10 protein-coding genes are annotated in these 12,031 nt (G+C 67.1%); 4 read left to right on the forward strand and 6 right to left on the reverse strand.

Annotated elements, in window-relative coordinates; all coding sequences use genetic code 11:
* From AC1DR6_RS03650 to AC1DR6_RS03660, 3 genes are all read right to left on the reverse strand, one after another.
* Entirely contained in the window at positions 1 to 618 is a 618-nt protein-coding gene (locus AC1DR6_RS03650; protein WP_476827834.1) for a trimeric intracellular cation channel family protein, read from the reverse strand.
* Positions 619 to 621: 3 nt separating this feature from the next.
* Positions 622 to 1,230 (reverse strand): nucleotide exchange factor GrpE, encoded by a 609-nt coding sequence (gene grpE, locus AC1DR6_RS03655; RefSeq protein WP_476827835.1) that lies wholly within the window; start codon positions 1,228 to 1,230, stop codon positions 622 to 624.
* Between the two features lie 122 nt (positions 1,231 to 1,352).
* On the reverse strand, positions 1,353 to 4,121 hold the full coding sequence (locus AC1DR6_RS03660; protein WP_476828427.1) for a [protein-PII] uridylyltransferase: 2,769 nt from the start codon (positions 4,119 to 4,121) through the stop codon (positions 1,353 to 1,355).
* 232 nt (positions 4,122 to 4,353) lie between these two features.
* On the opposite strand from AC1DR6_RS03660, the gene AC1DR6_RS03665 reads away from it, so the two are divergent.
* Complete coding sequence (locus AC1DR6_RS03665) at positions 4,354 to 4,869, forward strand: OsmC family protein (protein ID WP_476827836.1); 516 nt, start codon at positions 4,354 to 4,356, stop codon at positions 4,867 to 4,869.
* A gap of 18 nt (positions 4,870 to 4,887) precedes the next feature.
* On the opposite strand, the gene AC1DR6_RS03670 is transcribed toward AC1DR6_RS03665, so the two are convergent.
* Positions 4,888 to 7,476 (reverse strand): methyl-accepting chemotaxis protein, encoded by a 2,589-nt coding sequence (locus AC1DR6_RS03670; RefSeq protein ID WP_476827837.1) that lies wholly within the window; start codon positions 7,474 to 7,476, stop codon positions 4,888 to 4,890.
* Between the two features lie 169 nt (positions 7,477 to 7,645).
* Here AC1DR6_RS03670 and AC1DR6_RS03675 point away from each other — a divergent pair, with 169 nt between their 5' ends.
* Positions 7,646 to 8,422, forward strand: coding sequence for a DUF1499 domain-containing protein (locus AC1DR6_RS03675; protein WP_476827838.1), 777 nt, complete (start codon positions 7,646 to 7,648; stop codon positions 8,420 to 8,422).
* Between the two features lie 11 nt (positions 8,423 to 8,433).
* Here the strand turns inward: AC1DR6_RS03675 and AC1DR6_RS03680 are convergent, their stop codons facing one another.
* Positions 8,434 to 9,348: an MBL fold metallo-hydrolase gene (locus AC1DR6_RS03680; RefSeq protein WP_476827839.1), complete on the reverse strand. Its 915-nt coding sequence runs from the start codon at positions 9,346 to 9,348 to the stop codon at positions 8,434 to 8,436.
* Positions 9,349 to 9,455: 107 nt separating this feature from the next.
* Between AC1DR6_RS03680 and AC1DR6_RS03685 the strand changes: the two genes are divergently transcribed.
* The gene (locus AC1DR6_RS03685; RefSeq protein WP_476827840.1) at positions 9,456 to 10,079 is read left to right on the forward strand and encodes a biotin transporter BioY; all 624 of its coding nucleotides are present in this window, start codon (positions 9,456 to 9,458) and stop codon (positions 10,077 to 10,079) included.
* Positions 10,080 to 10,657: 578 nt separating this feature from the next.
* Positions 10,658 to 11,038: a methylglyoxal synthase gene (locus AC1DR6_RS03690; protein WP_476827841.1), complete on the forward strand. Its 381-nt coding sequence runs from the start codon at positions 10,658 to 10,660 to the stop codon at positions 11,036 to 11,038.
* Positions 11,039 to 11,309: 271 nt separating this feature from the next.
* Here AC1DR6_RS03690 and AC1DR6_RS03695 read toward each other — a convergent pair whose 3' ends face one another.
* On the reverse strand, positions 11,310 to 12,005 hold the full coding sequence (locus AC1DR6_RS03695) for a site-specific integrase (protein WP_476827842.1): 696 nt from the start codon (positions 12,003 to 12,005) through the stop codon (positions 11,310 to 11,312).
* Between the last annotated feature and the right edge of the window lie 26 nt (positions 12,006 to 12,031).

Here is a 12,031-nt window from a genome sequence, read left to right on the forward strand (position 1 = left end):
CTAATCGCTCTTCCCCGGCAGCCGCGGAAACGACCAGCCGAACAGGATCGAGCCTGCCCTCAAGCCGAAACCAGCGGCCAATCCGCCCAGCGTGACCGTAAGACCGGGCAGACCGAGGCCGGCCAGCAGCGCGGCGGTCGAGGCGCCCGCTGCGGCGGCCGTCACATAGAAATCGCGGCTCCACAACACCATGGGGCGGTCCCCGGCAAGGATGTCCCGTAGAACGCCGCCGAACGTCGCCGTCATCGCGCCCAGCGCAATCGCGGACACGACAGGCACCCCCGCATCCAGCCCTCGCAGCGTCCCCACGACGGCAAACAGCGAAAGCCCGGCCGCATCGGTCCAGATCAGCAATTTGCGGCCGCTCCAGCCTTCCAGCACGCCCGGGCGGATATAGGCCAGCGTCCAGGCGCAGAGCGCGACGATCGCGCAGATGATGACGTCGGAGGGCTCACGCACCCATAGCGCGCTATGGCCGAGCACCACTTCCCGCAGTGTGCCACCGCCCACGCCGGTCACGGTCGCGAGCAGGATGAAGCCGAGCGGGTCCATGCCCTTGCGGGCCGCGACGAGGGCGCCGGTCAGCGCGAAGACGGCGACGCCGGCACCCTCAAACATGCGTCAGTGGCTCGTCGGCCCGTTGCCGCCGTCAAGGCTCGGCGCCTCGGCAGGCTTGGGCCCGCCGGCGGAGACGCCGACGAGAGCCGGGCGAAGCACCCGCTCGCCGATCTTGTAGCCAGCCTGCACGACTTTCGAGACCATGCCTTTCGGCACGCTCGGGTCCGGCGCCTCGAACATCGCCTGATGCAGGTTGGGGTCGAATTTCTCGCCATGGGGGTCGATCTTGCGGACACCGTGACGTTCGAGCGTTTTCAACAGATCGCGCTCGGTCAGCTCGACGCCTTCGTGAAGCGCCTTGAACACGCCGTCGGCCGTGTCGCGGGCCTCTGCCGGCACGCTTTCCAGCGCCCGCCGCAGATTGTCGGACGAGGCCAGCATGTCACGGGCGAAGCTCGTCACCGCATAGGTCTTCGCGTCGCTGATTTCGCGCTCGGTGCGGCGGCGAAGGTTCTCCATCTCCGCCAGCGTCCGCAGGAGCTTGTCCTTAAAATCGTCCCGCTCGGCCTGCAGCGCCGTCAGCTGGGCATCCGCGCTGGTTTCCGGGGTACCGGCCGGCTGTTCGCCGACGGCATCGAGGTTCGGATCTTCGGTCGCAGGATTCTGCGTCATCGCGTCTTCCAATTCCCATCGTCTGGCTGGCGCCGGGCTTCACGCCCGCCGCCGCATGATGATGCGGCCACGCTTAGGGCAGGCCGCTTTCGCCGTCGATATCGGGCCTTGCGCCGTTTAAATCAAGCGCGCGCCGCGACCTTCGCCTTTGCCGGAGCGCCCTTGGCACCGTCCAGATCGAACACCTCCAGCAGCGACTTGCGAATGGTCAGCTGGCGCCCTGTCGAGACGATCTTCGCGTTGGTCAGGTCGGTGACATAGAACACGTCGACAGCCTTCTCCCCGAAGGTCGCGATATGCGCGGAAGCGATGTTGAGGTTGAGCTTTCCGATCGCCGTGGTCAGGTCGTAGAGCAGCCCCGGCCGGTCGAGGCCGGAGACCTCCAGAACGGTGTGGCGGGACGAGAGCACGTTGTCGATGATGATCTCCGGAGCCACCTGGAAGGTCTGGCCGCGGGGCGGCGGAGCGCGCCGCTGCGCCACCAGATCGGCGATCTTGATCTCGCCCTTCAGCGCTCGCTGGATCGCCGCCGCGATCCGCTCGGCCCGGCGCAGTTCGTCGTCGTCCCTGTCGAAGGCCCGCGAGACCGAGATGGTGTCGAGCACAAGCCCGTCGGTCGTGGTGGAAATCTGCGCATCGACGATGTTGCCGCCGGCAGCCGCGCAGGCGCCGGTGATGATCGCCAGCAGGCGTGGATGGTCGGGCGCAAGCACGGTCAGCTCGGTGACGCCCCGGAACCGGTCGGTCTCGACCATCGTCGCCGTCGTGTCGCCGGACTTTTCGGCCTGGCGCATGAAGCGGGCATGCTTTTCCTGCTGGCTGGGGTCCGCCTTGATCCAGTAGGCCGGGTAATGCCGCGCGATATTGGCTTCGCGCTCGGCTTCGCTCCAATCGGACAGCCTCTCGCGCAACTCGTCCTGCTTGCGCGCGACGCGGGCCTTGCGCTCGATCAGCGAGTGGCCACCGGCGAGCACGAGTTCGGTCTCGTAGTAGAGCGTGCGCAGCAGCTGGCCCTTCCAGCCGTTCCAGACACCGGGACCGACCGCTTTGATGTCGGCGACGGTCAGGATCAGCAGCAGCTTCAGCCGCTCGAGCGTCTGGACCGTCGTCGCGAAGCTCTCGATGGTTTTCGGATCGCCCAGATCGCGGCTCTGCGCCACCGTCGACATGTCGAGATGGTGCTCCACCAGCCAGGCCACCGTCTCGGTCTGGCCGGGCGTCAGGCCCAACCGAGGCCCGAGCTTGCGGGCGATCCGGGCTCCGGCTGCAGAGTGGTCCTCCGGCCGTCCTTTGGCGATGTCGTGCAGGAACAGCGCCACATAGAGCGCCCGCCTGTTGGCCGTGGTCGGGATGATCTCGTTGGCGAGCGGATGCTCCGCATGGAGCGATCCGGCATCGATTTCAGCGAGAACGCCCATGGCCCGGATCAGGTGCTCGTCCACCGTGTAGTGGTGATACATGTTGAACTGCATCATCGCGACGACGCGGCCGAAATCCGGAACGAAGCGACCGAGCAGGCCGGATTCGTTCATGCGGCGCAGGACGATCTCCGGGGAGTGCCGTCCGGTCAGGATTTCCAGGAAGATGCGATTGGCCTCGGGGTCGTTGCGCAGGGCAGACGTCACCAGCCTCAGGGACTGCGTCACCAGCCGGCTCGCATCGGGATGGATCGCGAGGTCATGGCGGCTGGCGATCTGGTAGAGCCGGAGCAGATTGACCGGGTCCCGCTCGAAGGCGCTGTCGTCGACGACATTGAGGCGCTGGCTTTTCAGGGTGAAATCGGCATGGCCGAGCGCCCGCACCCGCTTGCGCTTGGCAAACGAGCCGAGCAGGCGAGAAAACGAGGCGCGCGGCTTCTGCTGCCGGGCTTCCAGCGCCGCGCAGACGATGGCGGTCAGGTCCCCGACATCCTTGGCGACGAGGAAATACGACTTCATGAAACGTTCGACGGGCTCCTGGCCCTTGCGCCCGGCATAGCCGATCGCGGCCGCGACCTGACGCTGCAGATCGAAGGAGAGTCTCTCCTCGGGCCGGCCGGTGATGAAATGCATCCAGCAGCGCACGCGCCAGAGGAACTCCTCCGAGCGCTCGAACATCTGCATCTCCTGCGTGTCGAACAGGCCCGCCGAGACCAGTTCGCGCGCATCTTCGACGCGATAGGCGTATTTCGCGATCCAGAACAGCGTGTTGAGGTCTCGCAGGCCGCCCTTGCCATCCTTGACGTTGGGCTCGACGAGGTAGCGGGATGTGCCGGCGCGCTGCACCCGTGTCTCGCGCTCGGCGAGCTTCGCCTCGGTGAAGGCTGCTGCCGTGCCCTCGACCACCTCTGCGCCGAACCGGCGGGTCATCTCGGTGAACAGCGCCTTGTCGCCGGCGATGAACCGCGCTTCCAGCAGGGCGGTGCGGATCGTCATGTCGGCCCGCGCCTCGCGCACGCAATCCTCGATCGAGCGGACCGAATGGCCGGTCTTCAGCTTCAGATCCCAGAGCGGATAGAGGACCGACTCGACCACGCTTTCGCCCCAGGCGGTCTGCTTGTGTGGAAACAGGAACAGCAGATCGACATCCGAGCCCGGCGCCAGCGTGCCGCGGCCATAGCCGCCGACCGCGACCACGGCGATCCGCTCGGACTGGGAGGGGTTGTCGACCGGATAGAAATAGGCGGTCGCTGCCTTGTGCAGTGCCCGCATCACGGCGTCCATCACCACTGAGAGCCGCTGCGCGCAAGCCAGACCGCTGCGCGGCGTCGCGAGGATGGCGCGCGCCGAGGCGTGTCCGTCGTCGAGGAGCTGCCTCAACGCGCCTGCCAGAATCTGGCGCTGTTCCAACGTCTCGCGCGCCTTCAAGGCGTCCAGCAGCCGTGCCACGCCGGCCTCGGCATCGTTCAGCATGTCGGGGAGAGGCAAGTCGAGTCGAACGGAGGCGGTCTGCAAGGTCGGCCCTTGGTCTTGGTCCTGGACGAACAGCGTTCTAGCACGCAGTGCCGGTCGGCTGCACGGCCCACGTCGATCCCGCAGTGACGGTGGAGAGCTGTGATGGTTCAGGCCGCGTGAAGCTGGCAACTTCGCCGGCTCCGGCCTATCTCCATCGCAACGATGATGACCCCGCAGGAAGGACTGTCCGATGGACGTAACCGCGTTGCGCGCGCTCCAGGCGCCCCTCAAGGACGAGTACCGCACCAATCCGGACGCAGCGGTCGTCACGCTGAAGGCGCAGGGTGAACTCGATGCCCAGCACATCGCCTGCAAGGTCGAGACGGGCCGCGCCATCGCGCTTGCCGGTCTGCATCCCGCGACCGGCGGCTCGGGCGCAGAACTCTGCTCCGGCGACATGCTGCTGGAGGCGCTGGTGGCCTGTGCCGGCGTCACGTTGAAGGCGGTTGCCACTGCGCTCGAGATCGAACTGAAACGCGGCACCGTCCGAGCGGAAGGCGATCTCGATTTTCGGGGCACGCTTGGCGTCGCCAAGGATGCAGCCGTGGGCTTCAAGGCGATCCGACTCTCCTTCGACGTCGAGACCGACGCGCCGCAGGAGAAGCTCGACACCCTGTTGAAGCTGACGGAACGCTACTGCGTCGTCTTCCAGACCCTCAACGTGAAGCCGCAATTGACGGCGGAGCTGGCCAAAACCCTGTCCTGACCGCTCCAACGTTCCGTCTCAGAACTCTTCCCAGCCATCGTCCTGGGCGCGGCCGTTGGCGACCTGTCGGGGAGCGGGCTTGCCGGGGGCTGCGCGGGTCTGGGCGAAGGCGGCTTCGGCGAGCTGGCGCAGGCGCTGCGGTTCGCCGCCGCTGCCATGCGAGGCCGTGGGGGCAGGAGAGCGCGCAGGCTTTGCCGGAACCGGAGCAGCAGCGCGTGGTGCAGGGCGCGGGGCGCTGCGGCTCATGCCGCCGGCTGCGGCATAGGCTACCGGTGCGGCATAAGCCTGCGAGCCCTGGGCCTGCTGCTGACCCTCGCGGCCGGTCCTGAATTGGGCAACGAGGTCGTTGAGCTGGCCGATGCGGCCTGACAGCGCGCCGGCGGAGGCCGCGCTCTGTTCGGCGAGTGCGGCGTTCTGCTGCGTCATTTCGTCGAGATGCGCCACCGCCTGGCTCATCTCGTCGATGCCGTTGGCCTGCTCGCCCGACGCCGCCGAAATCTCGGCGATGGTCGCGGCGACCTTCTGCGAGGCCTGCAGGATGTGGGAAAGCTGCTCGCCCGCCTGCCGCACCAGCTTGACGCCCGCCTCGACCTCGCCATTGGAGGAGGAGATCAGSGTCGAGATGTCCTTGGCSGCGTCGCTCGAGCGCTGCGCCAGCGTGCGCACCTCCGAGGCCACCACGGCGAAGCCCTTGCCGGCGTCGCCGGCACGCGCCGCCTCGACCGCCGCGTTCAGCGCCAGCAGGTTGGTCTGGAAGGCGATGTCGTCGATCACCCGGATGATGTCGGAGATCTTCTGCGAGGCCGTCTCGATGCGGGCCATGGCCTCGACCGCCTGGCCGGCGATGACGCCGCCCGACTGCGCCATCTGCATCGCATCGTCGGCGATGCGCGCGGCCTCCTTCGAGCCCTGCGCGGAGGCCTTCACGCTCGCCGCAAGCTCCTCGGTGGTCGCCGCGGTCTCCTCCAGGCTCGACGCCTGTTCCTCGGTGCGCTTCGAGAGGTCGTCGGCGCCCATGTTGATCTCGCGCGCGGCCAGCCCGACATCGCCCGCCGTGACCTGGATCGTCGAGACCGTCACCGACAAACGATCCACCGTCTCGTTGATCGCCGCCTTCAGATCGGCGAAGCGGCCGCGATAGCCCGTCTCGACCCGGTTGGTCAGGTCGCCGCCCGCAATCGCCTGCAGCGCGCCTGCAAACTCCGTCGTCGCGCTGTCAACCACCGCGTTGATCTCGTTGATGCCTTCCACCAGTTCCTTGAGCGGGCCTTCCATGCCGGCGGTCTGGGCTTGGCCGGTGAAGTCGCCATCGCGCGCCGAGGCGACGATGACGGAAACCTCGCTCAGCAGGCCCTGCACCTTTTGCGCCTGCTCGGCATCGGCCAGCATTGCCAGTTCGCGGTCGCGCCGGTTGTTTTCAAGCGCCAGCGCGTTTTCGCGGTAGGTTTCCAGCGCTCCGCTCAGCGCCCCGATCTCGTCGGGGGATGGCGCTGCCGGGATGGCCTGGGTGAAGTCGCCCTGCTGCATGCCGTCGAGCGCGGTCTTGAGGCCGATCAGCGGCCGGCCGACACGACGCTGCACGCCCCGCCAGCTCGCGACGCAGATGGCGAGGAGCAAGGCGAGCAGGGCGAAGACGGTTCCGAGGCGCAGCCACGCCGCCGAAAGCTTGTTCTGCGTGACGGCGCGCATATCGTCGAGCGACTGCGTCACCGCCGAAATGATGGCAGTGAACGGCCCATTGCAGAACTTGGTGAAGTCGGCCGCTGGCATGACCGGACCGGCGGCCTGTCCGAGCTTCCCGACGAGGGCGTCGAGCTGCGTATTGGCCGCCACGACCTGCTTGGTCATGACACCGATCTTGTCGACGAGTTCGCCGCCGACGCCGGGCCTGGCGCCAAACTGGGCCAGTTCCTTCAGGGCGCTATTGGTGCCGCCGCGCATTTCGCCGAGTGCGCGAAGCTGCGACGCCTCCAATGCCTTGCCTGATCCGATGGACGAGCGCAGCAGCGAGCATTGCGAACCGTAATTGGCGCGGACATCCCAGCCGGACGATTTGAAGCCCTGGAGATCGGCGAGGAGCGGGTCCGACATGCGGGCGGCGGTGGAGGTCGCGTTCGACGCCTGCAGGATGGAATTCTCGACGATCGCGCCGACCGAATCGTACCACGGCATCGTCGCGGCGAGGCTGCGCTGGGCCTTGGGTTTCGCGGCCTCGGCATAGACCTCGGCGATCTTGATCTGCGCGGTTTCATCCTGTTTGCGGATCGCGGTGATCAAACCGTCGCGTTCGGGAATGTCGGTTGCCTGAAGCCGGGTCATGGCCTGTGCCAGCTCGGTCTTGTTCATGCTCTCGATCTTGCGGATCTCGGCGGTGGCGTCGTCAGCGACCTGAATGACCGTCTGCACCTGCCCGCGGTTGCCACGAATGGCGTTGCCGGCCAGCAGCAAGGCCCTGTCGGCCTCGACCAGGTCGGCGAGATGCATGTTGGTGCGCACCTCCGTCGCCGATTGATAGGCCATGTAAGTGAGGGCCCCGACGCCAGGCACGCAGAGGCACGCCATGGTCGCCACGAGATAGTTCTGGATGGAGGCCGGAAAGAATTTCACGGAAAGCCCCGAGGATTGACGTAAGGTGATCTTGCGCCGTGGACAAAGGTACGCTGCCTAACCTGCGCCGTTTGGGTTAACTTCTGGTGTGCGCGCCGGATCGGTCCATCCACGCGCAGGTTTCGCGAAAAGGCTTGTGCCGGGAGCAAATCCGCGGACAGCTAAAGCGATGCATCGCCGTCTGGTCTTCGAGTATCCCGTTTCAAAGGCCGCGCTCTGGAGCCGGCGACTGGCGTGGTTTGCGGTCGTGGTCCTGGGCCTGTCGTTGCTGCTCGTGCGCTTGCGCGAACCCAGCATCGAAGGGCTGGCTCCGGTCGCCGCGTCCTATGTCTTCGTATTGGCGGCGCTGCTGCTTGCCGCCGTGGCCTTCGTCGGCATCTGGCGGCAAGGCTATCGCGGCGTCGGCATGGCAGCGACCGCGACGCTGATCTGTCTGCTTCTGCTCGCGCCTGCCGGATATCTCGGATTTCTGGTCGCGACCCGCCCGGCGCTGACCGACGTCTCGACCGACATCGACGATCCGCCGGCCTTCAGCCGGTCGCAGACCGCCCTCAGCGCGCGGGACGGGCGCGTGCCGCCCGATGTCGTCCCCGAGCTTCGTCGCCTTCAGCGAAGGGCCTATTCGCGGGCCGTACCGATCATGCTGGACCTCCCGGCCGATGCCGCCTTCGAGCTGGCGCGACGCGCAGCCGGCGGGCTTGGCTGGCAGGTCGTCGAGGCAGCGCGCCCCGGCGGGCGAATCGGCACCGGGCGGATCGAGGCGGTGGCGCGCGGGCGCTTCCTGCGCTTCGCGGAGGACATCACCATCCGCATCCGCCCGCGTGTCGATGGCAGCCGGATCGACATCCGCTCCGCCTCGCGCATCGGCGGACATGACCTCGGCGCCAACGCCGCACGGATCGGGGCCTTCGCCGCGGAGATCGAGACGCTGATGGAAAGCCGTTAGCCTGCCGGCGGTCAGGCGAGGCGATACCGGCTGGCGAGGGCGGGCACCGGGTCGCTCGCGACGACATCGCCGCGCAGGACCGAATCCTCGAGCTGGGCCAGCACGGACAAGGCGGCGGCACCGTGGAGGGCGGGCGCCAGCCCCTGATAGATGACCGGGACCATGGCGGCGATGGTGTCGTCGCCCGCCCCGAGGCGGTTCAGGATTGCCACTTCGCGCTGGCGGCGATGCTGCACCAGCCCGCGCAGGAAGCGCTGGGGCTCGTTCACCGGCCCGCCATGGCCTGGCCAGTAACGTCGATGGGTCATGCCCCGCAGCTTTTCTACCGAGGCCAAGTAGGCCGCCATCGAGCCGTCGGGCGGGGCGATGACCGATGTCGACCAGGCCATGACATGGTCGCCTGAAAACAATGTTTCCTCCTCCGCCAGGGTGAAGGCGAGGTGATTGGCGGTATGGCCCGGCGTTTCGACAGCGGCGAGGCTCCAGCCGAGGCCGTTGACGACGTCGCCGTCGCGCATCTGCCGATCCGGGCTGAATGCGACATCGGCTGCCGCGTCCAGAACACGCGCCTCGCCCGGACCAAGCTCGCGGAACAGGTGATGCGGGCCGCAGCCGACGACGAGCGCGCCTGTCGCGGCCTTCACCGCCTGAGCCGCGGGCGAATGGTCGCGATGGGTGTGGGTGACGACGATATGGCTGACCGTCTCGCCCCGCAGCGCAGCCAGGAGACGCTCGACATGGGCCGGGTCGTCCGGGCCGGGATCGATGACCGCAACCGTGCCGCGCCCGACGATATAGGTACAGGTGCCGGTGAAGGTCATGGGGCTGGCATTGCCCGCGATGATGCGGCGCACGAGCGGCGAGAGCTGAGCGACTTCACCCGCCGGCGTGGTCGCATCTCGCTCGAATACGATCTCGTCGCCCATCGTCTCTCCTCAAGCCTCTCTTGCGCGGCGCTTGTCGCGCCCCGCCGCATTTCCTATAGATCGGGAGAGGCCGCCTGGCGCGGCTTTTCGCAAGACAGGATCCGCCAATGGCCGACACGCTTCCCATGCAGAGTTCAACGCTCGCAGGCGAAATTTTCCCGGCCGTGCAGCCGCGTTCGGCCGTTTTGCGCAATGTTGCGCTGGCCGTGGCCGGCAGCCTGCTGATGGTCGTCGCAGCGAAGGTCAAGGTGCCGTTCTGGCCCGTGCCGATGACGCTGCAGACGCTCGCAGTGCTGGGGATCGGCGCCGCCTATGGCTCGCGCCTCGGCGCCGCGACGATCGCGCTTTACGTCGCTTACGGCCTTGCCGGTCTGCCGGTGTTCACGAATTCTCCGCCGGCCGTCGCCGGCCCGCTCTACCTTGTCGGCCCGACCGGTGGCTTCCTTGTTGGTTTCATCCTCGCGGCAGCGGTTGCCGGCTGGGCTGCGGCGCGCGGCGCGTCCTGGCTGCGGCTGGCAGGCGGCCTGATTTTGGCAGATGCCGTTTTGTTGGCCATCGGCTGCCTCTGGCTCGCCTTCGGTGCGCAGATGGCGGGCGGCGCGAGCGGCGTCGGCGTTGCCAAGGCCTTTGCCTATGGCGTGCAGCCCTTCCTGCTCGGAGAGGTCGTCAAGGTCTCGCTGGCCGCCTGCCTCGCCGGTGCGGGGTGGTCTCTGCTTGGCCGCCGAGGCTGAGAACTCTCCCTCGAATCAAAAAAGGCCGGGTCTCAGACCCGGCCTTTTTTATTGAAGTGAGTTGGCCTATTTGGCCGGCGTGCTGCCGCCGCAACTCGTGCTGCCCGTGCTGAACAGAGGGGTCGCGTTACCGCATTTGTCGCAGGCTGAAAGGGCGAGGCCCAGCCCCAGGATCGTGGCGAGGAATGTGAGGCGCTTCATGATCAGACCGTTGCGACAGGGGGGCGGAAGCCCTCACTCTAATCCGTTTTGCCGGTCGCGCGAAACGGGCGGAAGCCGATCCCCCGCTAATCAGATGCCGCTTGTCGCGAGCCAGCCGAGGATGCCGACAGCGGAAAGAGCGATCAGCGCCAGCGTCACCTTGGCGTCGTTGGGGCAATGGCGGATCACGGGCATCTCCTCTGGAAGCTCCAGCGCAATTCTAGAAGCTCGGTCTCTAGAAGCTCCATCTCTAGAAGCTCCGTCGCAATAGTCGTGCCGTTTGACAGGCGGGTGACGTCGTTGCGACCTTGCGAGCGGCGCCGTTCCGCGCTCCAGTCGCGGCGAGGCGCCGGATCGCGGCTGTCACGGAGAGCTTCATGAGCCTGACCATCGGCATGATCGCCCATGACCGCAAAAAGCCCGACCTGGCGGAATGGGCCAAGACCCATCGCGATCTGATCGCGCGTCACCGGGTGGTCGCCACCGCGACCACGGGCTCGGTGCTGCAGGCACAGCTGCCGGAACTGCCGATCAAACTGGTCAAGAGCGGCCCGCTCGGTGGCGACCAGCAGATCGGCGCGATGATCGCACAAGGCGAACTGGACGTGCTGCTGTTCTTTCCCGATCCGCTCGAGGCGCAGCCGCATGATGTCGATGTGAAGGCGCTGCTTCGCCTTGTGCTGGTCTACGACATCCCCGCGGCGTTCAGCCCGCGCACAGCGACCGAGTTGGCCCGCTCCGGGCTCTTCAGCCGTTAGTTCGTCGGGTTCGAGACATCTGTCGCGTGATTTGCCGATGAGAGCGCAACGCGAGGGCGCTGTCGCGCAAAGCAGCGCTCGTCGCGCCGGTTCTGGGGCCGCGGCGGTCTTGGCCGCGCCGGTCCATGCCGGCCGCACGATCGAAACGCGGGAAATTTTGGTCGGAGTGGCAGGATTTGAACCTGCGACCCCCTCGTCCCGAACGGACCCAAGACCGGAAATGGTGCGCGGGTTTCGTTGATTCTATTGGCTTTTCAGAAACGATCGTTCCCTATCTATTCCTGCCGGCGACGGAGTTTCTGTCGGTATCTGTCGGGCGTTCCCGGTTCGGTCTCAGCGCGATCGCAGCAGCGGCCGCGCGATTATGATCGGGGTGGTGGTGTCCGTAGACATCCTGCAGGATCTCAAGCGTCATGCCCAGCATGCCGGCGAGCGCGTAGGGATCGGCACGATTCTGCATGCCCCAGGTCGCGGCCGTGTGACGAAGAATATGCGGGGTGACCTCGGGCCCCAGCCCGGCCGCTTCGCGCACAGCGCGGAATGCTTTGTGCACCCGCTCGACCGGCTGGCCGTTCCACTCGACGACGAAACCTTTGGACAGGCCCTTATCGCGCCAGCGGCGCAGATGCGCCTGCAGGCGGGTGTCGAGCCCGACCGGTGGCGTCCGCTTCTTCGTCTCGCGCGTGCCCGGTGCTCGGCGGTAGAACAGCCCGCGCTCGACATCGACATATCCATGGCCGACCGTTGGCCGGATGGCGGCGGCGCAGACGGCGCCAGCGCGCGTGCCGGTATAGAGCGCGACTAGGATGAAGCGGGCGACGTGCCGGGCGGTGTATCGGCTGGTCTCAAGCGCAGGGCCGCCATTGTCTCCTTCGCGGCGGATACGCTTCTGCTTCTCCCGCAGTCGCCACGCCGCCCAGAGAAGGGCCGCGACCTCGTCGCGGGTCAGCCAGCGTTCGCGAGGCACGCCAGGTGGCGGCAGGACCACTGGCA

Source organism: Allobosea sp. P5_A5, assembly GCF_056400625.1.

Excerpts from the sequence above, each read along its gene's own strand:
- AC1DR6_RS03680 (WP_476827839.1), bottom strand. The coding sequence starts at position 9,348 with ATGGGCGACGAGATCGTATTCGAGCGAGATGCGACCACGCCGGCGGGT.
- AC1DR6_RS03650 (WP_476827834.1), bottom strand. The coding sequence starts at position 618 with ATGTTTGAGGGTGCCGGCGTCGCCGTCTTCGCGCTGACCGGCGCCCTC.
- AC1DR6_RS03665 (WP_476827836.1), top strand. The coding sequence starts at position 4,354 with ATGGACGTAACCGCGTTGCGCGCGCTCCAGGCGCCCCTCAAGGACGAG.
- AC1DR6_RS03685 (WP_476827840.1), top strand. The coding sequence starts at position 9,456 with ATGGCCGACACGCTTCCCATGCAGAGTTCAACGCTCGCAGGCGAAATT.
- grpE (WP_476827835.1), bottom strand. The coding sequence starts at position 1,230 with ATGACGCAGAATCCTGCGACCGAAGATCCGAACCTCGATGCCGTCGGC.
- AC1DR6_RS03690 (WP_476827841.1), top strand. The coding sequence starts at position 10,658 with ATGAGCCTGACCATCGGCATGATCGCCCATGACCGCAAAAAGCCCGAC.
- AC1DR6_RS03660 (WP_476828427.1), bottom strand. The coding sequence starts at position 4,121 with ATGCTGAACGATGCCGAGGCCGGCGTGGCACGGCTGCTGGACGCCTTG.
- AC1DR6_RS03675 (WP_476827838.1), top strand. The coding sequence starts at position 7,646 with ATGCATCGCCGTCTGGTCTTCGAGTATCCCGTTTCAAAGGCCGCGCTC.